General features: G+C 44.0%; 21 protein-coding genes. 20 read left to right on the top strand and 1 reads right to left on the bottom strand.

Translation table 11 applies throughout. The features are described from left to right. The first annotated feature begins 392 nt into the window (after positions 1-392). The 20 genes from I5M27_RS11315 (at position 393) to I5M27_RS11220 (ending at position 22,602) form a co-directional block, all read left to right on the top strand. Positions 393-2,885 carry an efflux RND transporter permease subunit gene (locus I5M27_RS11315; RefSeq protein ID WP_200506325.1) on the top strand — a complete coding sequence of 831 codons (2,493 nt, stop codon included), beginning with the start codon at positions 393-395 and terminating at the stop codon, positions 2,883-2,885. Next, positions 2,875-6,222, top strand: a complete 3,348-nt coding sequence (gene ileS / locus I5M27_RS11310; RefSeq protein ID WP_200506324.1) for an isoleucine--tRNA ligase — start codon at positions 2,875-2,877, stop codon at positions 6,220-6,222. The genes I5M27_RS11315 and ileS overlap by 11 nt, the downstream gene beginning before the upstream one ends. A gap of 131 nt (positions 6,223-6,353) precedes the next feature. Then, on the top strand, positions 6,354-6,977 hold the full coding sequence (locus I5M27_RS11305) for a lipoprotein signal peptidase (RefSeq protein WP_200506323.1): 624 nt from the start codon (positions 6,354-6,356) through the stop codon (positions 6,975-6,977). A 243-nt stretch (positions 6,978-7,220) separates the two neighbouring features. Next, a complete protein-coding gene (locus I5M27_RS11300; protein ID WP_200506322.1) occupies positions 7,221-7,634 on the top strand; it encodes a hypothetical protein in 414 nt (137 codons plus the stop codon). A gap of 43 nt (positions 7,635-7,677) precedes the next feature. Continuing rightward, positions 7,678-9,486, top strand: a complete 1,809-nt coding sequence (locus I5M27_RS11295; protein WP_200506321.1) for an ABC transporter ATP-binding protein — start codon at positions 7,678-7,680, stop codon at positions 9,484-9,486. 154 nt (positions 9,487-9,640) lie between these two features. Further along, positions 9,641-11,056, top strand: coding sequence for a phosphoribosyltransferase-like protein (locus tag I5M27_RS11290; protein ID WP_200506320.1), 1,416 nt, complete (start codon positions 9,641-9,643; stop codon positions 11,054-11,056). Between the two features lies 1 nt (position 11,057). Beyond that, positions 11,058-11,654, top strand: a complete 597-nt coding sequence (locus tag I5M27_RS11285) for a leucine-rich repeat domain-containing protein (protein ID WP_200506319.1) — start codon at positions 11,058-11,060, stop codon at positions 11,652-11,654. Positions 11,655-11,657: 3 nt separating this feature from the next. Then, entirely contained in the window at positions 11,658-12,488 is an 831-nt protein-coding gene (locus tag I5M27_RS11280; protein WP_200506318.1) for an NADAR family protein, read from the top strand. Positions 12,489-12,617: 129 nt separating this feature from the next. Further along, on the top strand, positions 12,618-12,944 hold the full coding sequence (locus I5M27_RS11275) for a hypothetical protein (protein WP_200506317.1): 327 nt from the start codon (positions 12,618-12,620) through the stop codon (positions 12,942-12,944). A gap of 162 nt (positions 12,945-13,106) precedes the next feature. Then, entirely contained in the window at positions 13,107-13,541 is a 435-nt protein-coding gene (locus I5M27_RS11270) for a DUF1801 domain-containing protein (RefSeq protein ID WP_200506316.1), read from the top strand. Positions 13,542-13,615: 74 nt separating this feature from the next. After that, positions 13,616-14,200, top strand: a complete 585-nt coding sequence (locus tag I5M27_RS11265) for a zeta toxin family protein (RefSeq protein WP_200506315.1) — start codon at positions 13,616-13,618, stop codon at positions 14,198-14,200. After that, positions 14,187-14,333, top strand: a complete 147-nt coding sequence (locus I5M27_RS11260) for a hypothetical protein (protein ID WP_200506314.1) — start codon at positions 14,187-14,189, stop codon at positions 14,331-14,333. The genes I5M27_RS11265 and I5M27_RS11260 overlap by 14 nt, the downstream gene beginning before the upstream one ends. Positions 14,334-14,391: 58 nt before the next feature. After that, entirely contained in the window at positions 14,392-14,868 is a 477-nt protein-coding gene (locus I5M27_RS11255; RefSeq protein ID WP_200506313.1) for a VOC family protein, read from the top strand. A gap of 249 nt (positions 14,869-15,117) precedes the next feature. Continuing rightward, positions 15,118-17,586, top strand: a complete 2,469-nt coding sequence (gene rnr, locus I5M27_RS11250) for a ribonuclease R (protein ID WP_200506312.1) — start codon at positions 15,118-15,120, stop codon at positions 17,584-17,586. Between the two features lie 102 nt (positions 17,587-17,688). Further along, a complete protein-coding gene (locus tag I5M27_RS11245) occupies positions 17,689-18,051 on the top strand; it encodes a hypothetical protein (protein WP_200506311.1) in 363 nt (120 codons plus the stop codon). Between the two features lie 350 nt (positions 18,052-18,401). After that, complete coding sequence (locus I5M27_RS11240) at positions 18,402-19,664, top strand: PAS domain-containing protein (protein ID WP_200506310.1); 1,263 nt, start codon at positions 18,402-18,404, stop codon at positions 19,662-19,664. 32 nt (positions 19,665-19,696) lie between these two features. Next, positions 19,697-20,056 (top strand): histidine kinase, encoded by a 360-nt coding sequence (locus I5M27_RS11235; RefSeq protein ID WP_200506309.1) that lies wholly within the window; start codon positions 19,697-19,699, stop codon positions 20,054-20,056. A gap of 112 nt (positions 20,057-20,168) precedes the next feature. Next, on the top strand, positions 20,169-21,140 hold the full coding sequence (locus I5M27_RS11230; protein ID WP_200506467.1) for a polyprenyl synthetase family protein: 972 nt from the start codon (positions 20,169-20,171) through the stop codon (positions 21,138-21,140). A gap of 269 nt (positions 21,141-21,409) precedes the next feature. Continuing rightward, a complete protein-coding gene (locus I5M27_RS11225; protein WP_200506308.1) occupies positions 21,410-22,033 on the top strand; it encodes a rhomboid family intramembrane serine protease in 624 nt (207 codons plus the stop codon). 107 nt (positions 22,034-22,140) lie between these two features. Continuing rightward, the gene (locus I5M27_RS11220; protein ID WP_200506307.1) at positions 22,141-22,602 is read left to right on the top strand and encodes a fasciclin domain-containing protein; all 462 of its coding nucleotides are present in this window, start codon (positions 22,141-22,143) and stop codon (positions 22,600-22,602) included. A 577-nt stretch (positions 22,603-23,179) separates the two neighbouring features. Here the strand turns inward: I5M27_RS11220 and I5M27_RS11215 are convergent. Next, positions 23,180-23,788: a DUF2939 domain-containing protein gene (locus I5M27_RS11215; RefSeq protein WP_200506306.1), complete on the bottom strand. Its 609-nt coding sequence runs from the start codon at positions 23,786-23,788 to the stop codon at positions 23,180-23,182. Between the last annotated feature and the right edge of the window lie 84 nt (positions 23,789-23,872).

The following is a 23,872-nucleotide window of genomic DNA, read 5'->3' as shown; positions in this document are numbered from 1 at the left end:
AGCCTAATCGAAGGAAAACTGACACCAGTTTCTGTTCCAAAGACTTTGGATTAACCGGTGGCTTTAGCCAGCCCGGAAGGGCAGGTGAATCCACGGCTTTGGAGCAGAAACGAAGCCACCCGGCTTGAGGGAGGAAGCTCCTTCAGAAGTTAAAAGTTAGGATTAAAAGTTAAAAGTTTATTTGAAAACGCTATTCTTTTAGGCTTAAAAAGTCAATAGCCAAACATTCTAGCTACCTTATGAAATCTCTCCTCACGTCGAGATGACGCGAAAAAACGCTATGCTTTCAACCCTAAAAAGTCAAAATAGAGAAAAATAACCCCCAAATTTCCCCAAAGAGAATAAAAAAAATCTAAACCATTCCCCTTACCTTTGCTCAATTGTAGCAACCCATGTGGAAGAACATTGCCCTTTTTATTCTTAAGAACCGGATCGCGCTGATCCTTGCCCTGGCAGTAAGCACGGCCTTTATGGCCTGGAAAGCGAAAGACGTGGAAATGTCTTACGATTTTGCCAACGTAGTTTCCAAAGACGATACCGATATGGTATACTTCCAGCGGTTCAAGCAAACCTTCGGCGAAGACGGCAATGTGCTGGTAGTGGGCATGCACGACAGCGCCGTTTTTGATCTTAAAAACTTCCGCGAACTCAAAAAACTTTCCGATGCGGTAAGCCACGTGGAAGGCGTAAAAGCGGTCATTTCCCTGCCGGGTCTGGTAAGCATTCAGAAAGATACTACTGCAAAAACGTTTGCCCCAAAGAAAATTTTTGAGCCTTTTCCACAAACGCAGAAAGAACTGCACGCGCTGCTGCAAACCGTAAAAGACCAGAAATTCTACGAAGGTTTAATTATAAACGAGCAAACCAGTGCCACACTGCTGGCCATAACCGTAGACCCGAAATTCCTCAATTCAGCCAGAAGGGTAGAAGTGATGGACCATATCACGAAGCACACCGAAGTTTTCAGCCGGAAAACCGGTATTAAAATGCATTATGCCGGTCTGCCGTTCGTGCGCGCTGTAATGACCACCAAAGTGGCAGGCGAAATGAAATTGTTCCTGGCTTTGGCCATGCTGGTTACTGCCGTTACCCTTTTTCTTACATTCCGGAGCTGGTCGGCCGTTATTTTTCCACTGTTGGTAATTAGCGTGGTGGTGATCTGGACCTTGGGGACAATTGCGTTGCTGGGCTATAAAATTTCGCTCTTAACCGGGTTAATTCCGTCCATCATCGTCGTGATCGGAATTCCCAATTGTACCTATCTCTTAGCGCATTACCACCTCGATTACCGCAAACACGGCAACAAAATGCTGGCCATGGCGCGGGTACTGAGCAAGCTCGGTCTGGTAACGTTTATCAACAATGCCACCACCGCTATCGGCTTCATTGTTTTCATGTTTACCGATATTGCGATCTTGTATGAATTCGGGGTGGTTGCAGGTATCAACACCTTTGTAACCTACCTGGTTTGCGTGATCCTGATTCCGGTGGTGTTCTCTTATCTGCCGCCGCCAACCGAAAAACAGCTTCGCCACCTCGATGCCAAACCGTTAACCAAACTGCTCGAGTTCTTCCAGTTCATAGTCCTGCAGAAGCGCTACCTCATTTATTTCTTCACCATCCTGATTTCCGCACTTTCGGTGTGGGGAATTTTTAAGATGAAAACGGTAGCGTACATGGTAGACGATCTGCCGGCCGAAAGCAGCGTAAACGCCGACCTGAAATTTTTCGAACGTCATTTTGCCGGGGTTATGCCGCTGGAGATCGTGATCGATACCGGCGTGAAGCAAGGCGTAATGAAGTTGAACAACCTGAAAAAGATCGATCAGCTCGAAAATTTCCTCCGGACCCAACCCATTCTTTCGGCGCCTATTTCCGTGGCCGGCCTGGTGAAAACCGCCACGCAAGCCTTTTATAACGGCGACCCGAGTTCCTTCCGCTTGCCCGACAATACCGAACGAAATTTCATTTTCAGTTACTTGGCCAAGCAAGGCGGCGGCGAAAACAAACGCTTATTGCGAAGCTTCGTAGACTCTACCGGCCAAAGCACCCGCATTTCCCTGCGCGTAGCCGACGTAGGTTCCCGGGAACTCGATACGCTACTTATCAACAAGCTGAAACCGGAGATCCGCAAGATCTGGGGCGGCGAAGGCATTGTGGAAACCGAAGAAGGCAACACCATGACCTTCCAGCGGGAAGGGTCTGATAATAAGCAAAGTGTAAGTTTAACCGGCACCACGTTGTTATTCATAAAAGGAAATAATTACCTGATCGATAGCCTCGGCGAAAGCTTGGTACAAGCGTTTATCATGGTTACCATCATCATTATTTTCCTGTTCCGAAGCTCCAGCGCCGTGGTGATAACTTTAATCCCGAATATCATTCCGCTCATTATGGTAGCCGGCTTGATGGGTTTTTTAGGAATTCCGCTTAAGCCAAGCACCGCCCTCATTTTTACCATTGCCCTGGGGATAACCGTGGATAATACGGTCCATTTTCTGGCCAAGTACCGCCTCGATCTGGCCGCCAACGGTTTTAACGTGCGCGAAGCCATTATTTCAGCCATCGGCGAAGCCGGAACAAGTATGATCTACACCACCGTTACATTGTTCTTTGGTTTCGTTATCTTCGCATTTTCGGAGTTTGGCGGAACGAAGGCCTTGGGAATATTAATGAGTTTAACCCTGCTCATTGCCTTATTTACCAACCTGATCGTGCTACCGGCCCTGCTGGTAAGCTTCGATAAAGGACGATACACCTACGAACCGAACGCCCCGATCCAGGATTACGACGAGTACAGTGAAGAAAACGATGCCGATGTTGACCTGGATATGCTGGAAATTAAACAAGAATTAGAGCCTGTAAGTAATAGCCGTGAAGTATAACGAATACAAAAACCTCGACTACGCCCGCGTGGGCGAAGACATCTTAAAATACTGGAAAGAAAACCGAATCTTCGAACAATCGGTGGAAACCCGCGAAGGCCAGCCAACTTTCGTGTTTTACGAAGGTCCGCCGTCTGCTAACGGCACGCCCGGCATTCACCACGTAATGGCTCGCGCCGTGAAAGATATTTTCTGCCGCTACAAAACGCTGCAGGGTTTCCAGGTAAACCGCAAAGGCGGCTGGGATACGCACGGTCTGCCGGTAGAATTGCAGGTAGAGAAAGAGCTTGGTATTACGAAGGAAGACATTGGGAAGAAAATTTCGGTGGAGGAATACAATGCCCGCTGCCGCGAAACCGTAATGCGATTCAAAAGCCAGTGGGACGACCTGACCGAAAAAATGGGTTATTGGGTTGACCTTGACCAGCCGTATATCACCTTCGAAAACGACTACATCGAATCGGTATGGGCGCTGCTCAAAAAACTCTACGACAAAGGCTATCTCTATAAAGGCTACACCATTCAGCCATTTTCTCCGGCGGCAGGTACTGGCTTAAGTTCCCACGAATTAAACCAGCCCGGAACTTACAAGGATGTTAAAGACACCACTATTGTCGCCCAGTTCAAAGTTAAACAGAACGAAGCTTCAGAGAAGTTATTCACAGCTGCTAACAGCGATGATGTTTACTTTTTAGCCTGGACGACCACGCCTTGGACGCTGCCTTCCAACTCCGCTTTGGCGGTTGGCAAAGGAATTCGCTACGTTCAGGTAAAAACATTCAATCCATATACCCATCTTCCGGTTCAGGTAATTCTGGCGAAGGACTTAATCGGCAGGTTTTTCTCCGAAAAAAGTGCTGGTCTGAAATTCGAAGATTATAAACCCGGCGACAAACAGATTCCATTTGAAGTTGTGGCTGAATACGTTGGTTCTGACCTGAACGGAATTGAGTACGAACAGCTGATGCCATACGTGCAGCCGGACACCCCGGCTTTCCGCGTGATCATCGGTGATTTCGTAACTACGGAAGACGGAACCGGGATTGTCCACATTGCACCCACCTTTGGGGCTGATGACTTTAGAACTGCAGCTCAACAAAATATCCCGGCTATTACGGTGGTGGATGATATGGGAAAAGCTGTTCCGCTTGTTGATAGACAAGGCCGTTTCGTACCAGAAGTTACCGATTATGCGGGCAAGTACGTGAAGAACTATGACGGTCAGGATGAAAGCCACGCCGATTACAAAACCGTTGACGTTCAGATCGCTATCAAACTGAAAGAAGAAAATAAAGCCTTCAAAGTAGAGAAATACGAGCATACTTACCCACACTGCTGGCGTACTGATAAACCGATCCTGTATTATCCATTAGATAGCTGGTTTATCAAGACGACTTCGGTTAAGCACCGGATGATCGAGCTGAACAATACCATCAACTGGAAACCGGAAAGTACCGGTGCTGGTCGTTTTGGTAACTGGCTCGAAAACCTGGTTGACTGGAACCTGTCGCGTTCCCGTTACTGGGGCACGCCGCTGCCGATCTGGCGCACCGAAGACGGAACCGAAGAGATCTGCATTGGTTCTATTGAGCAGTTGGCTGAAGAAATTGACCGTGCGGTAGACGCTGGTTTAATGGCTGAGCCCTTGCCGGCAAGCTTCGACTTGCACCGTCCCTTTGTGGATAATATTATCCTGAAAAGCAACCACGGCAAACCAATGTACCGCGAAACCGACCTCATCGACGTGTGGTTCGATTCTGGCGCGATGCCGTATGCGCAGTGGCATTACCCAATTGAAAATAAAGACCAGTTCAAAAAGAACTTCCCTGCCGACTTCATTGCGGAAGGCGTGGACCAGACCCGCGGTTGGTTCTTTACGTTACACGCATTGGCGGTAATGCTGGAAGATAGCGTAGCGTTCAAGAACGTAATTGCCAACGGTCTGGTGCTGGATAAGAACGGCAACAAGATGAGCAAACGCTTAGGCAACGCCGTCGATCCATTCGAAACCATTGGCAAATTTGGTCCGGATGCCACGCGTTGGTATATGATCGTGAATGCGCCGCCTTGGGATAACCTGAAATTTAATACCGATGGCGTAACCGAAGTGCAGCGCCGTTTCTTTGGTACGCTGCAGAACACATATTCCTTCTTCGCGCTGTACGCAAATCTGGATAACTTTACGTTTGCAGAAGCCGAAGTGCCGGTAGAACGCCGTACAGAAAGCGACCGCTGGATCATTTCGAAGCTAAATTCGCTCGTAAAAGTTGTGGAAAACTACTTCGACGATTACGACCCGACCAAAGCTGCCCGCGCCATTCAGGACTTCGTGACCGACGACCTGAGTAACTGGTACGTGCGCCTGAACCGCAAGCGTTTCTGGAAAGGCGAATACAACGAAGATAAAATGGCCGCTTACCAGACCCTTTATACCTGTCTGGAAACCGTGGCTAAACTTGCTTCGCCGATTGCGCCGTTCTATATGGATCAGCTTTTCCTGGATCTGAACAAGGTTTCGGGTAAGAGTAATTCACAGTCAGTACATCTGGAACGGTATCCGAAGGCGGTGGAAAACCTGATCGATGCGGACTTGGAAGAACGGATGGCCTTGGCCCAAACAATATCTTCGTTGGTGCATTCGCTCCGGAAAAAGCATACCATTAAAGTGCGTCAGCCGCTGTCAAGAATTATGATGCCGGTGCTTACCGATAAAATGCGTGAGCAAATTGCTGCCGTTGCCGACCTGATCCAGACGGAAGTGAATGTGAAGAATATCGAATTTATGGATGATTCTTCGGCGGTGCTGGTGAAAAAGATCAAACCGAACTTCAAACGTTTAGGCCAGATCTTCGGTCCGAAACTGAAAGTGGTAGGCGCCGCAATTCAGGGAATGAGCCAGGAAGACATTGCGACTTTGGAGCGCGAAAACGGATTTGCTTTCATCTTCGATGAAAAAGAAGAAGTGATCATTACGCCGGAAGATGTGGAAATTTCTTCGGAAGATATCCCGGGTTGGCTGGTAGCTTCAGAAGGAAAAATTACGGTGGCATTAGATACTACCATTTCGGAAGAACTGAAGCAGGAAGGTATTGCCCGCGACCTGGTAAACCGGATCCAGAATTTACGGAAAGATGCCGGCCTGGAAGTGCAGGATAAGATCAATTTAGAGATCGAATCTGAGAACGCCGACGTGAAAGCGGCGGTGGATTACTTCCGGAATTACATCTGTGAAGAAACCCAAGCCGTAAACTTCGAAGTGAAAAACGGTATCGAAAATGCGACTGAAATTGACCTGGACGGAATGTTGCTAAAACTGGGTTTAACGATTGCGAAATAAGTGAGGAAAACATTCGGCTTTTGGCTGAAAAAACTAATTTAAAACAAACGGGTGAAGTTTTTACAGCTTCATCCGTTTCAGTTTTTAATAGGAAATCTAGGTTTATCCACACCAAATACGAAACACAAAATATGAAATACGGAAAATATTACCTGATTGCTTTATTGGTTATCCTCATCGATCAGGCGGTGAAATTCATTGTGCATTACAATATGGAAATGGGCCTGCCTGGTGAGATCAAGATCTTTGGCGATTGGTTCAAGCTGCATTATACCTTAAATCCGGGAATGGCCTTCGGGGTAGAACTTGGTTCCGATTATGGTAAAATTATCCTGACTACATTCCGTTTGGTGGCAATGTTTGGAATTGGTTATTATCTGTATCATCTGGTAAAAACCCGCGCGCATTCCGGTTTTATCTGGTGCATTGCGTTGATTTTAGGCGGCGCAATCGGTAATTTAATTGATAGTATTTTCTACGGAGTTTTATTTGATAACGCACCGTATGGCTCCCATTCGCCTTGGTTCCACGGGCAGGTAGTAGATATGTTTTTCGTGGATCTTTGGGAAGGAATTTTACCAAAATGGATCCCGATTCTTGGTGGAAAACCAATGTCGTTGTGGCCGATTTTTAACGTTGCCGATGCAGCGATCTTTATGGGCGTGGTCTTTATCCTGTTCAACCAGAATAAGTTTTTCGGGCACGATGAAGTAAAAGCAAAAGACGAAGTACATACCGAAAGACCGGTTGTTTAGTTTTTTCTCATAAAAGCATAGCGTTTCTGATAAGCTGATATACTTCTTATTTCTGAATCTTATTATCTGGTCATCCCGAACGAAGTTGAGGGATCTAACGCGTACCGAACCCGCACGATTACTAATCTCAAATTCTAATTGAGAGGAATTTATCGCTTCGCTTAAATTCCATAGCAGTACGCGTTAGTTTCTTCGACCGGCTCAGAATGACCAAATAAAGTAATTCCTTCAAAGCTCAACTCAATGCGCAATCAACCTTTTCTAATCCTCATCTTCTTCATAGCCAGCTTCAGCTTTGCCTGTAATCGGGAAAAAGTTAATTTAGAAGGCCGGTGGGAAATTGCGCAGGTGAGTGGGCCGAAAGCCAATGTGCCGAAGGATAGTGTAAGCCATTTGTTGTTGCATTGGGGAGTTGGGAACAAATTAGATTTTACGGCTGGTGAATTAACCGCAAATCGCAAAGGCGCCGACGACAGCACGTATTATGGTTTGGCCAGTTATAAAGTAGCTAAAGATGGCAAAACGGTTGTGATCGATGCCGGAAGTTACAAGCCTTTGAAATTCGATTTGCGAAATGCCGACGATGACCAGGTTGAATTAAGCTATAAACGCCAGGAAGTAAAAGTGCTTTTAAAGCCTTACGAAGCAGAAGATTAGATTTTAAGCCCGACTTTTTCCACACTAAACCATACCGTTTCCCTTGTCAATAAAGCCTCTTTTAAGCGTCCGTAACCTCGAAACGCAATTCCGTTCGCAGCACGGTTTTGTGAAAGCGGTGAACAATATTTCGTTCGATCTGATGGCCGGCGAAACAGTGGCTATTGTGGGTGAATCAGGTTCCGGGAAATCGGTTACTTCGCTTTCTTTGATGCAGCTGATCAACGATCCGCCGGGGAAAATTACGGGTGGTTCGGCGGTATTGCAGTCGAAGAAATTTGGGGAAGTTGATCTGCTGAAGCTGCCGGAAAAGCAGATGGAAAAGCTGCGCGGTTCAGAAATTTCGATGATCTTCCAGGAACCGATGACCTCGCTGAACCCGGTCTATACCTGTGGACGGCAGGTGATGGAAGTGCTGCAACTTCACGAAAATCTTAGCCGGAAAGAAGCAGAAGCCAGAACGCTGGCGCTTTTTCAACAGGTAAAATTGCCGCGGCCGGAGAAAATGCTGAAGGCTTATCCACACGAAATTTCCGGCGGACAAAAGCAGCGCGTGATGATCGCAATGGCAATGGCCTGCGAACCTTCGGTGCTGATTGCCGACGAACCAACTACCGCGCTGGACGTTACCGTGCAGGCGCACATCCTGGAACTGCTGAATGAACTGCGCGAACGCAAAGGCACTTCTATTTTATTCATCACCCACGATCTGGGCGTGGTTGCCGAAATTGCCGACCGCGTGATGGTGATGTACAAAGGCAACATTGTGGAGCAGGGAAACGTGCTCGATATTTTTACCAATCCGCAGCACCCGTACACCAAAGCCTTGCTGGCCTGTCGGCCGAAGATCATTACTTTTCAGCCCGTTTTGCCTACCGTTTCCGATTTTATGGAAGTTTTGCCGACCGGCGAAATTGTGGAAAAGCCTTTTGTAAAAGACGATTCGCTGCCGGGTGTGGTTAATAATTATATTGATACAATGGCGGAGCTGAAGCGGAAACAATTAATGCAGCAAAGTACCAAACCGCTGGTAAAAGTAGATGATCTGCGCGTACATTTCCCCATTAAAAAGAACTTCTTCGGGAAGGTAAAAGAATACGTGCGGGCTGTAGACGGCGTAGATTTTGAGATATTTCCCGGCGAAACGGTGGGTTTGGTAGGCGAATCGGGGTGTGGAAAAACGACATTGGGGCGCACGCTTTTACGGTTGGTAGAACCTACTTCGGGCCGCATTATTTTTAACGATATCGATATTGCCGGTTTGAGCCAGGAAGCGTTGCGCAAAAGCCGGAAGAATTTCCAGATGGTTTTTCAGGATCCGTACGCGAGCCTGAACCCGATGCTGACCGTGGGCGAAACCATTATGGAGCCGATGAAGGTGCACAACATCCTGAAAAACGGGAAGGAACGGTGCGAAAAAGTAAATGAACTTCTTGAAACTGTTGGACTTACGGCGGCACATTTCGATCGTTATCCACACGAGTTTTCTGGCGGACAGCGGCAGCGCATCAGCATTGCCCGGGCGTTGGCGCTTAGTCCGAAATGCATAATCTGCGACGAATCGGTTTCGGCGCTGGATGTTTCGGTGCAGGCGCAGGTGCTGAATTTGCTGAACAAACTAAAGCGCGAAATGGGCATAACCTACCTGTTCATTACGCACGACCTTTCGGTAGCCAAATATATGAGCGACCGCATTTTTGTGATGAACCAGGGCCGGATCATTGAAAGCGGTACGCCGGAGCAGATTTTCAACCAACCCCAAAACGATTACACCCGCGACCTGATCGCGGCCATTCCCAAAGGCGATGTGGCGGATATCCGGAAGGCGCAGGAGCGGAGGAAGGGTTTGTAAGCTTGGGAGTTTTTGGGGCTGAAAGGATAGCGTTTTTCTAATGCTTTACTAATATATTTTGTTAAATTTGATACACATCAATTCCAACTTCAGTTAGTTGGAGGAGCATCGGTGTTTATAAATTTTACTACTTGATATTTCTAAAAAGACAACTATGGAGGTAGAAACAATCATTGGAACCAAATGGAATATGACTCAAACGGCGAAAGATTTAGCTGATTGTATTTATGAGTTTTTGCCTAATGGTATTTTAAGACACAACTCTAACCTTTCAAAATGGGATATAAAAGGTGACAAAATAATTATTTCTCATAATAATGGATATGCCGTTCTAGAAGGCCAAATAGTAAATAATATTTTATCGGGAACTGCTTCGAACAAAGTTGGCACAAAATGGACTTTTAAGGGCGAATTGATTTCAAACTCTCAAAGTCTAAAGAACACAATCAATGCTTTAATATTAGATGGAGCAAATGAAAATCTTGATAAGTTAATTGAAGCCGTTTTCTCCACTATTAAGGATTATAGAACTGACGAAAACAACCCTCTAGTTCATATCACACCAAACAGAATTAGAAATTGGATTAATCAATTTGATAACAATCAAAAAGCACCTATTCTTGTAGAGCTTGACAACATTTTTAAGAAAAGATATTGCTCAAAATCTAAGGTAAAAGGTTTTTTAGATGACGTCATTAATGTCCTGACGAAGGACTTCGGCTTTACAAGTCCTATGGAATTTCTCAAAAACTCAGACTTTCTTAATCTTCAACCGGAAGGGAAGAGCCAAAGAATAATGCTCTCATTATTTAACGACCATATCCAAGAAAAATATCGCCTTTCACTTGCAGATTGTGGAACAAGTTCTAAAAAATATTCAATCTATATTGACGATATCCTCTGTACAGGGCTAACGCTAATCTCAGATACAAAAGAGTGGTCGGAAAAAGAATTTTCTAGCGGTAAAACAAATAAACAAGCAGTTTCTGATGGCTCGACTATTTTGGTCTTTGCATATGTTTTCATTCACGAAAAGAACTACCACAAAAAGAAAGCAGAAATGAGATTTAAGATCTCAAATGAGGTTTCTAACAACCACAAAATGTATCGAATGAGTGAAATAGAAAATGGAATAGGACAAAGCTCAAAAATTGACTTGATATATCCACTTGAAGATGGGCAACCACAGAGCGTTATTGCTTATAAAGATGAAATAATTGAATTGGTAGACAATCATACCCAGCAGTATGATAGAACAAGCCCTGAAGAATTTTATAGGCCAGAAGGGCTTCCAATTAATGAACAATTCTTTACAAGTCCACAAAATAGGGTAATTGTTGAAAATGCTTTCCTTCATAAAGGAATTGAAATACTGCAAAATGCTAATCCAAATAATAGAAATATGAGGGCACTTGGTTATTCTATTCCTTCTTTAAAGAATTTTGGGTTTGGCGCATTATGCTTTACTTGGCGAAATGTCCCAAATAATGCGCCTTTAGTCTTTTGGTATTCTGGTGGTGGCTTTACACCACTTTTCAAGGTGACAAGAGGGGGCAATTTTTTTTTTTAGCGTGAAGAATGAAAACGAAATATATTATAACAGTTTAAATGATGAATGGAAGGAAATAATAAAGTGCAACCTCATAGGATTGGACACGGTAGAAAATAGAGAAAAAGTATTTAATAAGGAATATGTGCCAAATGAATATGAGTTAGGTAAAATTGAAAGCATAGATGAACTTTGGATAAATTGGTGGGAGAATGAGCCTCCATCTGAAGATTACGGGGTTAGCGATTTGACTCCATTATTAAAATTTAAAAATTTGAGACATCTAACAATTAGAAGTTTAAACCTAAGCAGTATTAGACCTTTAGCATCATTACATAATATAAAAACCTTATTTATTGATTATTCTCCAATTAGCGATTTGTCTCCACTCTCACAATTATCAGAACTTGTTGAATTAAGGCTAGGAAATAATCTTGTTACAGATATTAAACCTTTATTTTCATTACGCAAATTAAAAATATTACATATAAAGAGAATGAAAATTAATGAGGCTGATTTAAAATTATTTTCCACTAAAAATCCTACTTGTGAGATTGTTTATGAAAAACTCAATTCCTTGGAATTAGAGTTTGATTATAATGATGATTTACCTTTCTAAATTATGGAAGCAAGAAAGCACGAACATAAAATCTATAATGCATCTGAGTGTTGTGTATTTAGAAAGACTAAAGAACTGTATGGAGGGCTTTCTAATATGGCTTCAGGTTTTCCATTGAAAGTGAATGGTGTTCATATACTTACTTCTGAAGCAATATATCAGGCCTGTAGATTCCCTCACTTACCAGACATACAAGAAAGAATAATTAAGGAGAGAAGTCCAATGTCAGCTAAAATGGTGGGTAAACCATTTAGAAACAATTCCAGAGTGGATTGGGAGGATACTCGTATTAAAATAATGCGATGGAGTTTAAGAGTTAAACTTGCACAGAACTTTATTGAATTTGGAAAACTATTGGAAAGTACTTTTGACAAGCCAATAGTTGAAGATAGTAGTAAAGATGATTTTTGGGGTGCAATTAGGGATAAAAAAGATGAAAAAATATTAAAAGGCACCAACGCTTTAGGGAGACTTCTTATGGAGCTAAGACAGTTTTATAACGAAAAAAGGTATAGCTATGAAATGTTTGTTGTTGAACCATTAAATATTCCAAACTTCAAACTTTTCGGACAAAACATTGAGACAATTGATGAACGAGAAAGTTTCATTTCAGCAATTAAGAAATCAACGAGATATTTTGAAATTGAAAACCTTAAAACGTGGGCACCAAAAGAAAAGGTATATCCAGAGGTGGAAAACGGATATACAGTTGTAAAAGAACCAGAAATCAAGCAAGAGAAAAAAGAAATCAAGGAAAAAACCGCCAAAAAGAAAAATACAAAACCAACCAAGACTAAAAATAAACACGATGGACAAGCTACATTACCAATTTGAAAAAGAAATCTTTGTTGATGCCAGCTTGTATCCTGTACTTTTTCCCTCCAAAACCATAGCGTTTTCAACCAACCCAAAACGCTGTAATGTTGTTTCTCCGGAAGTTAGCAAACATTTAAACTAAGATATATGAAACAGTTAATTTCAATCTCATTACTCTTATTTATTCTTGCGACTTCCCTGAATGTCTGCGCTCAAAGTAAAACTTCAGAAACGTTGACTATTTTGATCGACTGGGAGCCAAATGGAAAAAACAAAGTATATATAAGTGAGGCAGGAAAAGAAACGATTCAAAAAGCTTTAGAAGGTAAATTTCAAGAGAAAGGATTGGCTTTGGTTTCGAAGTCCCTGAACGATCTCCTAAATGAATTCACAATGAAAGGGTGGAGACTTCAGTCTTCCTTTACAATGAATGAAACAGACAATATTCAGTGCTTCATTTTTATAAAAGAATAACATTTAAAATAAGCAACTTTTGCCAACAAAGAGCATCATTCAGGCTTCGGCGATGCTTTGCCCAATTTATGCACAAGGCCGTTAGCGGCAAGTTTACAGCACCGGCACCCGAGCGACAGCGAACTGAGCGAAGCTAAAGCAACCTCTAATTTTATATTTTAGATGAACGTTCAGGAACAGATCGAAGCGTATATTTCCAGTCAACCTGAACCAAAACGCAGCGATCTGCAAGCGTTGCACCGCCTTATTTTACGCGTAAAGCCAGCCTGTAAATTATGGTTCTTGGATGGTAAAAACGATGAGGGTAAAACGGTTGCTAATCCGAATATCGGCTATGGACTTCACACCATAAACTATGCCGATGGAAAAACCAGGGAGTTTTATCAGATTGGCCTCAGTGCAAACAAAACCGGAATCTCGGTCTATATTCTTGGCATCGATGATAAGACCTACTTAGCCAAAACGTATGGCGAAAAAATAGGCAAGGCGAGCGTGACCGGGTATTGCATTAAGTTCAAATCGCTGCAGGCTATAAACCTTGAAATACTTGAAGCGGCAATCCGGGATGGGTTTGAAGCGCAGGAGAAGGGCTTGTAAACCTGGGAGTTTTTAAGGCTTAAGGATAGCGTTTTAAAAATGAACAAAACTTTGAATTTGCTTATCTTTGAATAATGGCTAAAAATCTTTACATAATTGCAGGTTGCAACGGAGCCGGAAAAACCACTGCTTCCTTTACCATTCTGCCTGAAATTCTGAATTGTAAAGAGTTTGTAAATGCCGACGAAATAGCCAAAGGCTTATCGCCTTTCCAGCCCGAAAAGGTTTCTTTTGAAGCAGGCCGCATTATGCTTCACCGGATATACGAACTGCTGCAAAGCAATATAAACTTCGCTTTCGAGACAACTTTAGCCACCAAAAGTTATAAAAATAAAATTCTTCAGGCGCAGCAGCAAGGCTATAACGTTACCTTGTTGTTTTTCTGGCTGCAAAATGTTGAACTAGCTATAGAACGCGTTAAAACCCGGGTTTTAGAAGGCGGCCACAATATTGAAACCGACGTAATAAAACGCAGGTACCATAATGGTATTAAAAACCTTTTTGAGATCTATCTGGCTATTGCGGATGAGGTAATGATCTTCGATAACTCCGAAGGGAAGCCCGATCTGATTGCTGAAAAGACATTAGTGAGCGAGATCGATATTTTAGATGAAATTAAATTCAGCAAATTAAAAAGCTACTTCAATGGCGAAATATAAAAGAACATCCAACCAAACCAAGATTCTGGAAGGAATGGATAAAGTTTACGAGAAGCTGATCGAGTTTAAAAGAAAAATGAATAGCGAACTGGTTATTCTCAAAGAAGATAAAATCGTGAAAGTAAAACCGTAAACGCCGGGTTACTTATCTAACCCCCCTCTCAGGCCAACCTTTCCTTAACCAGCGAGCTATGTCAGAAAATAAATTACTTCGGATGGACAATGTGGGCATCGTGGTAGAATCTTTAGATAACGCTATCGCCTTTTTCACGGAAATAGGCCTCACGCTGGAAGGTCGCGCCACCATAGCAGGCGAATGGGCTGGTCGCGTTACCGGACTTGGAAACCAACAGGTAGAAATTGCGATGATGGTTACGCCCGATGGCCACAGCCGTCTCGAACTTTCGCGGTTTATAACCCCGGCTACTATCTCAGATCACCGCACCGCTCCGGTAAATGCCTTAGGTTATCTGCGGGTTATGTTTACCGTTGCAGACATCGATGAGCTGGTTTCCAGGCTCATAAAACACGGCGCCCAGCTCGTTGGCGAAATTGTGCAGTACGAAAACTCCTACCGGCTCTGCTATATTCGAAACTCCGAAGGACTTCTGATCGGTTTGGCGGAGCAGCTTGGTAACAATCAAAAACGAAATAACGCAATAAAATAGAAAACCATCCTTTGAACTAAAACCCCTGCCAAAACCTTTTACAATGCTGCCCCATCCCAAACGGCAGTAGTCTTGGCGAAAACGCTATTAATTTTATTTCCAAAACTCCTTTCTTTCAGGCTTTATTAGCCTAAAAAATCTCCTTTCACCGCAATTTTTCACAAACAATTAAATTTAACTTTCTCTTAATCGTAACCTTTATAGAAAAAACAGTATACTTAAGAGATAAAAAAGTATAGACATTAGTAAATGCAAAGAAATAGAAAAGGAAGAAACGCTTCCGAAGAACCAAAAGAAGACGCAAGACGCAAGAAAAAAGGCGGCTTGTCTGAAGATATTTCAAAACACCGCGTTGCCAGTATTTTCTCTAAAAACATAGGCAAAGTATTTTCACCCAAGCAAATACTCCGCAGGCTGAGCGTAACCACGCAGGCCGGTCGCGAACTGGTATACGAGCACCTGAAGCAATTGAAGAAGGAAGGCGACATTATGCTGCTCGACAACGGCGACTATATCTTCAACCCGGAAACCAAAATTGTGATCGGTAAAGTTGACCTGGCCACGCCTAAGTACGCTTTCGTTATAACCGAAGAGCTCGAAACCGACATTCGCGTATATACCGATAAGCTGAAATTCGCAATGGACGATGACATTGTGAAGGTAAAAGTAAGCTTTGGCCGCGGCGATAAAGCCGAAGGCGAAGTGCTGGAAATTTTAGAGCGCAAGCGCGAAGAAATTGTGGGCCGCATCGAGGTGTCAGAGCGCTTTGCATTCCTGGTGCCCGATTATAAAAAGCTGTACTTCGATGTATTCATCGGCGAAAAAGGCATAAACGGTGCGCAGAACGGCGATAAAGTGTTGGTAAAAGTAACCGAATGGCCGAGCCACCCCGATAAAAAACCGATCGGCGAAGTAATTCGCGTGTTTGGTCCGGCCGGCGATCACGAAGCGGAGATCAACTCCATTATGGCCGAATTCGGCTTGCCGTTCGAGTTTCCCGAGGATGTGGAAGCCGAAGCGAATGCCATTCCGGACGAAATTAACCGCGAAGAAATTGGCCGCCGCCGCGATATGCGGAATGTAACTACGTTTACCATAGACCCGGTAGATGCCAAAGATTTCGACGATGCGCTTTCCATAGCAAAACTGGAGAACGGTAACTGGGAAATTGGCGTGCACATTGCCGACGTTACCCACTACGTGCAACCCAATTCGCGCCTGGAAAAAGAAGCGTATCACCGCGCTACCTCGGTTTACCTGGTAGACAGAACCATCCCGATGTTGCCGGAGAGGCTGTCGAATGGTTTGTGCTCGCTTCGTCCGAATGAGGATAAATTAACGTTTTCGGCGGTGTTCGAAATGGACGATAACGGCGGCATTCACCAGCAGTGGTTCGGAAAAACCATTATCCATTCCGACCGCAGATTTGCTTACGAAGAAGCCCAGGAACGCATTGAAACCGGCGAAGGCGACTTTGTGGAAGAAATTCTTACTTTGAACCGGCTAGCAAAGATTTTGAAAGACCGCCGCTTTAAAAATGGCGCCATCAGTTTCGAAACGATAGAAGTGAAGTTCAAACTCGACGAAAACAACAAGCCGACGCAAGTGTTCATAAAAGAACGCAAAGACGCGCACAAGCTCATCGAGGAATTTATGCTCCTGGCTAACCGCAAGGTGGCGGAGTTCGTGTTCAACCTGAAAAAGAAAGGTGAGCGCCTGACCATGGTGTACCGCACGCACGCCGCCCCGGATCCGGAAAAGCTGGAGAACTTCTCGAACTTTGCCGGCCGTTTTGGCTATCGCTTAAACATCCAGGAAAACAACGTAGCCGAAAGTCTGAACAGCCTGACCGAGCAAATGGAAGGCAAGCCGGAACAAAGCATCCTACAAAACCTGGCCATTAGAACCATGGCAAAAGCCATTTACACCACCGAGCCGAAAGGGCACTTTGGTCTGGCTTTTCCACATTATTCGCACTTCACTTCGCCAATCAGAAGGTACCCTGATATGATGGCGCACCGCCTGATAGAAATGTACCTGGCCAAGCCGAATTCAGCGCCGAAAGAGGAATTTGAGGAACGTTGTCAACATTCTTCGGATATGGAAAAACGCGCCGCCGATGCCGAACGGGCTTCCATTAAGTACAAGCAGGTAGAGTACATGCAGGATACCATTGGCCGTCAGTTCAAAGGTATTGTTTCGGGCTTAACCGAGTGGGGCTTGTACGTGTTGATTGAAGAAACCAACACCGAAGGCATGGTACGCTTAACCGACCTGGAAGACGATTTCTACGAATTGGATGCGAAGAATTTCCGGGTAATCGGCCAGAAAAACAAACGGATGATCACCTTCGGCGATGAAGTTACCGTGGAAGTGAAAGCCGTAAACCTGATGGACCGCAACATAGACCTGTACCTGGTAACCGAAACCAACTCCAGCCGTTATGCCCGCGACGAAGACGACGTTTACGAAAGCCGCGGCCGTAAGGGCAAAGGCGGAAAAGGCGGCGGTAGTAAAGGTGGACAGGGCAGAGGAGAAGACCGCGCGAAAGTAGCGCCCAAACCCCGCGTAGGTAAAAGCGGCTACATTCCCGATAAACCGGCCGTTACCCATGAAGGCCCGGAACGCTCCGGCGCCAACGAAGAAACCCCGGATAGCTCCGAAGCGCCGCACGTTCCGATTACCAAACGGAATATCCGGGATTTTTATGGGTTTTAATTTGCCTATGGAAAACGCTATGCTTTAAGACTGAAAAACCAGCTCCAGAGTTTTGGGGCTGGTTTTTATAGCGTTTGGGGAAATTTAAATGAAGCTTTTAATATGAATGAGAAAGGTGAAGAAATTAAAGTAGTTCAGACTGAAAAGCTTTATGAAATGCTTGACTTAATAAGAAGAAAACCTAATATGTGGCTAACTTCAAAATCAATCACGTCACTTCAGGATTTTCTAAATGGTTATCTAATGGTTAGGTGGAATGATGAAAGCCTTTACAATCCAGGTGATTCAAGTTTTGCTGATTTTGTGCTTTGGATTTTAGAAAAGGGTGAATGGAAATTTACAAAGCACAACGTTTTTAGCTCAATTTTATTGGATGAAAATAACGGAGATGAAGAAAAAGGATTTGATAAATTCTTTGAATATTTGGAAACTTTCATCAACGGAAAAGGAAAAAGTATTCTTTAATTACAGCACTTTTTGGGCAGAAATTGATAGCGTTTTTAGTTTATAAGTGCTGTAGCCAAGATGCACTGCTTTTCCTTTTTTCTTCTAAACCGCTTTGAATAAACCATTCTAAACAGCTTTGCGGAACAAGGAACAAGCGACGTTGCCTTATTTGCCAAATTGGATCTAATAGCACCGGGAACGCAGGGATTGCTAAACGCTACCTTTAAAATTTCTACTGGATTATAGCGATAAAATTTGGATTATTTTTTTCAGGGTTTCCCTTTAATAAACTAAATTTGAAACCTTGCATAAGCTAAATGGCTATATGCTTAAGCCAAATTTAGCTTATCATCATTAAAATGGAACATATGGATTTTTTTGAATTGTTTTCTAATGTTCCGGAGAGCCTTGTTGTGGTTTCGCCGGAGTATAAAGTTTTAGCGGCTACCGATGCTTACCTGAAAGTAACCATGCGGACCCGCGAAGAAATAGTTGGATTGCATTTTCTGAAAGAAGCCTTTCCGGAAAAGGATGTTCCTTATGAAGAAAACCCGGTTAAAATTGCTTTAGACAAAACCCTGCAATCCAAGGAAGTACTGGTTATGGATGTGATCCGCTACGACCTGGTAATTCCGGAAGAAGAAGGTGGTGGTTATAAAGAACTGTATTGGGAAACCTCCTATATTCCGGGCCTGGATAAAGACGGAAACGTAAAATATATTATTCAGAAAGCGGTAAACGTAACTGAATTGGAATTAGCCAGACAGGCCCGAAAAACAAGCGAAGAGAAATTTAAATTCCTGACCGATGCGGTGCCCTTAATGATCCATACTGCCGATGCCGAAGGGAATTGTACCTACGTAAACCAGCGCTGGCTCGATTATACCGGCTTAAACGAAGATGCTTTAATGGGCAAAAACTGGTTTAAAGTTTTTCATCCCGAAGATCTGGAAGCAATTAAAACACGTTCGGAAGAAGCCCTTGCCAATAATACCGAGTTACAAGCCGAATTACGGGTGAAAGATAAAGAGGGCAATTACCGGTGGCATTTAATGCGCAGCACGCCCATGAAAGATGAAAGCGGCAAAGTACTCCTGCGCGTAGGCAGCACTTACGATATTCACAGTACTAAACAAATGGTGCAGGAACTGCTGGAATCGAATGAGCAGATGTCGGTTTTATCAGATCAGTTGCAAACAGCTTTTCAGGAAGTGGAGGATAAGCGGCAAACGCTGGAAAACCTCATTATGCAGGTGCCGGCGGTTATCAACATTCTGAGAGGTCCGGAGCACCGTTTCGAACTGGTAAATCCGCAGTACCAACGCTTGTTCCCCAACCGGCAGTTACTCGGCAAAACTACCGCCGAAGCCTTGCCGGAAGCAGTGGAGCAAGGTTTTATTCAGATCCTGGATAATGTATATAATACCAGAAAGCCGTTCATTGCCCTGGAAATGCCTTTTGTTTCTGATTGGGAAGATAATGGTAACGTACAGGAACACTATTTTACTATTTCTTACCTTCCCTTAATTGAAAAAGGCGAAGTTGCCGGCATTATCACGTTTGGCTATATAATAACCGATAAGGTAAAGATCAGGAAAGAACTGGAAGCCCTGAAAAGCAGCCTGGCTTAATTGGCGCAAATCTGCCTGTTATCTCACAATTTATGAACGAAGCAAATATAGACTTTCAACAATTACGGATTAAACACATCCTGTTTAAGTCTAAGGTGCGTTCGGTGCTTTACGGGGGTAACCTGGATACGGAATTCTTTTCCTCAAACGGACCCATAAACACCTGGTTTAATTCCACCGGCATATCTAAATACCGCAACCTGGCTGAAATGAAAGATCTGATAAAGCTGCAGCAGGAATTAAATGCTTCTGCCAACAGCCTGTTTAGTCTTTACAAGAGCGGCCAAATTGAAGAAGCGCACCGGGGTTTAGTAGAAATCGAAAATCTATCTGACCAGTTTTTAAGTTTGTTATTAACCTTAGATAAAAAACTTACTGCTAAGGAAATTTAAGCCGCTTGATCTCACCGGCCGGAATGCAAATTCTTTCATTCCCCAAAAGAATTCCGGAAATCTAAGAAAGCTGTTGTAATTTAGCAGTTGCACAATTCTATTTTACGTTTTGATTCCAATAGCTACTTTTTCGGAGAAGATCGCGCATACGTTATCCACAATTAAATACGGCGAAAATCCCCCAGAACTTTACGAACCCATCCGGTATATGATGGACCTGGGTGGTAAGAGAATCCGGCCGTTGCTTACTGTTTTAGCCCATCATTTGTTTGAAGATGAAGTAGATAAGGTTTTAATGCCGGCTGCCGGGGTAGAGGTTTTCCACAACTTCACTTTAATGCACGACGATATCATGGACCAGGCCCCGTTGCGCCGCGGCCAGGAAACCGTGCACGAAAAATGGAACGCCAACACCGCCATTTTAAGCGGCGACGTGATGCTGGTTAAAGCTTACGAATTATTCTTCGGTGTGCAGCCTGTTCATTTGCCGGTAGTTTTAAAGTTGTTTTCCAGATGCGCTGCCGAAGTTTGCGAAGGGCAGCAACTGGACATGAATTTTGAAACCCGTACCGATGTCAGCATTCCGGAGTACCTGAAAATGATCACGCTTAAAACAGCTGTGCTCTTGGGTTTTGCTTTGGAACTGGGTGCCGTTTTAGGAAATGCTTCGGAAGAAGACCGCAAAAACCTGCAGGAATTTGGCATAAAAACCGGCATCGCCTTCCAGCTCCGCGACGACCTTTTAGACGTTTACGGCAACGCGGCTGAATTCGGGAAACTGGTTGGCGGCGACATCCTGGCTGGTAAAAAGACGTTTCTGCTGCTTACGGCTATGGAAGATGCAAACGAAATGCACCGCACCGAACTGAAAAACTGGCTCGGCAAAACGGTAGCAGATCCGGAGGAAAAAGTGAAGGCTGTAACCGCTATTTATGATCTGCTGGAAGTAAAAGCCAAAACCGAAACCAGGATCAATACCTATTTCCACGAAGCCTTGCAGCACCTTGATAAAGTGAATGCGCCTTTGGAACGGAAAGAATACCTGCGCGCGCTGGCGTTGAGCTTAATGGAGCGGACGAGTTAAATTGCTGAATGGCTTAATTGTTAAATGAGTTTTTCGGGTAAAAAGGATAGCGTTTTTTAACTGTTCTGAATCTCACTTTAGTCAATTTAGCCGGGCATCCCGAACCTGCGAGTTAACTAGCTTAGATTATAAACTGCGCTAGAACCCTCCTAAAGTTGGGATGACGTTCATAAGTCGACTGGCAAGACCCGCAGTAACCCTGCCTCCAAACGGGACAAACGAAATACGATATCTGATTTTCTTATTCCCTCATTTTCAAATCTGAAAACATGTCTTTAACTTTTATATTGATCGGGTTGAACGTTGCCATTTCGCTTTATGCCTGGAAAAGCCCGGATTTTATGCAGAGCTGGGTTTTTCATCCCTACACCGTAAAGCGCAATAATCAATGGTGGCGTTTTTTAACTTCCGGTTTTCTGCATGCTGACTGGGGGCATTTATTTTTCAACATGTTCTCCTTGTTTTTCTTTGGCGCGGCCGTAGAAGGTTTATATAAAGCGTATTTCGGGCCGGAATTAGGGGCTTTCTGGTTTCTGGCTTTATTCGTGATCGGGGTAATTATTTCGGATATTCCTACTTATTTCAAGCACAAAGACGACTACAATTATTACTCTCTGGGCGCCAGCGGCGGGGTTTCTACCATTATTTTTGCCAGCATTTTGTATGATCCTATGAATGAAATCTGTCTATATGGATTTATATGTTTAAAGGGTATTATTTTAGGTGTGTTGTATCTCATTTATTCTTACTACGAAGCCAAGAAAAGCCGCGACAACGTAAACCACGATGCGCACTTTTATGGTGCTTTGGTTGGGGTGGTATTGGGTTTAGTTCTGGTGCCGCAGGCGGCCGGTAATTTTATGGGTGAAATTCTGGCCAATTTGCCTTTTTAATGCTATCAGCTTCAGCTTAAAAGCCAAAAGTATTTAGTGTTAAAATTAGCAGGATTATAGTGGTATTCGTATATTTAGAAACACGCTTACCGCTAATTTATCCGGCTATGAAAACAACCTTGCATTCTTTTGCGCTGGCTTTGCTGCTACTGTTCGTTTCGGCATTTACGCTGCAAAAACCGGCTTCCGGCAAAATGCTTATGGAGCAGATCTGCCTAACGCGCCCTTTGCTGAAAGAAACCCTGATGCAGGCCGGCCTTTCGGGAGTGCTAATGGATACCGGGCCTTACACGTTTTTTGCCCCTTCTGATGCTGCGCTGGGAAAATATAAAAACACCGACCCCGGGAAACTGAAAACTATTTTAATGAGCCATGTGGTAGCAGGCCGGCTGCTGCAGGAAGATTTTAAGGACGGTTCTAAATTAACAACTTTAAGTGGCAAAGAGGTTACCGTGTTCCGGAAGGGTAACCAGTTGCTTATAAACGGCGTGCGGGTTACCAGCGGCGACGAGACGGCTCAGAATGGTGTAATGCACCAGGTAGAAAACTGGCTTGTAACCCCCAATTAAACCGGAATAAAACGCTATGCTTTTACAATAAAAAACCCGGGCCGAAATATTTCGGCCCGGGTTTTTTATTGTATGTCAAATAAAGTCTGAACAAAGTGTTTTAATGCCTGACGCGTGCGGGGTTACCGGCGGTTGCGAAGGTTAGGAAGGTTAAAAATTTGACTAAGCCCCTGGCGCTCAAATAGCAGAAGGATAAAATGCTCTCACCCAATTCTCACCTCCGTATTGTAAGAGGCCAGGAGGATTAGTCAAACGTTTTAACAAAACAACATCAAAAACAAACAACATGATCCGGTTCAGCTTTCCCGAACCGTTACTAATTTCTTAATATCCGTTTTCCCTGAAAGGTTAGCGGGTTCCGAAATTATTTTTGCGTCTTTAATATCTATAGGTCGTTAATTTAGTGCAATTCGTTGCCTGGGTCCTTAAAAATAATTGCTTTTTTTCGACTGGTTTTTGTTAGCAATTGCCCGGTTTTAAAATCCCGGATAACAGCCTTTAAGGAATCGGGTTTTATTCATGGTAAAAACAGCCTTAACAAAGCAGTAATAAAGCATTTTTGAAAATTTTGTTAGAATTAACGATTTGCGGCCTGTTTGTTTTGTAAGCGGATAATATGTTGCAACAATTCGCCGGCATTGGTAAAATCTGTTGCCTGCCAGTAATTGCCCTGGTCTATCATTTTTACTTCCAGCACCACGGTAGTATCAAATTTGGGCTGCGTGAATTCTAACCCAACCAGTGCTACGTCGTTTTTTTCTTTTACATAAGCAATACTTTTAAACTGGCTGTCGTCGCTTACAAGGGTGCCGGCAATGGCAGCCAGGGAGAAAAACATTTCATTGCCTTCGAAACGGGTATTGATGCGGCCGGTTTCTACGTAATTTTTAACTTCGGTGCGGGCCGCTCTGGCCAGGGTTGGTTTCAGAAGATCGATCATGCCTTTGCCCAACTGTAAGCCCGGAATAAAGTTTTCGGCCAGGCCGGGCGTTCCGGTTACCTGGTCCACCAGGCTGTTGGTTAACGATTCTACGTTCACGTATTTTTCGAACGCGGCCATGTTGTGGTTTTGAACCGCTTCTTTGGCCTGCAGTAAGGCGTACTTCGGCCCCGAAACAAAACTGCGGTAATACAAATAACCGAGAAGCAAAGCCAGGGCCAAGCCAATAAGCACAATTTTCTTCATAAAAACGCTAGTATTTCAGAGGTGAAAACTACTCTTACCGGAGTAGAACGGCCTGCGGTTTATACGGCTCCGAAACCGTTATGG

The sequence above is a fragment of the Adhaeribacter terrigena genome (assembly GCF_016623615.1).
GTDB classification, from domain to species: domain Bacteria; phylum Bacteroidota; class Bacteroidia; order Cytophagales; family Hymenobacteraceae; genus Adhaeribacter_A; species Adhaeribacter_A terrigena.
This window is presented reverse-complemented; position numbering and strand designations above follow the sequence as displayed.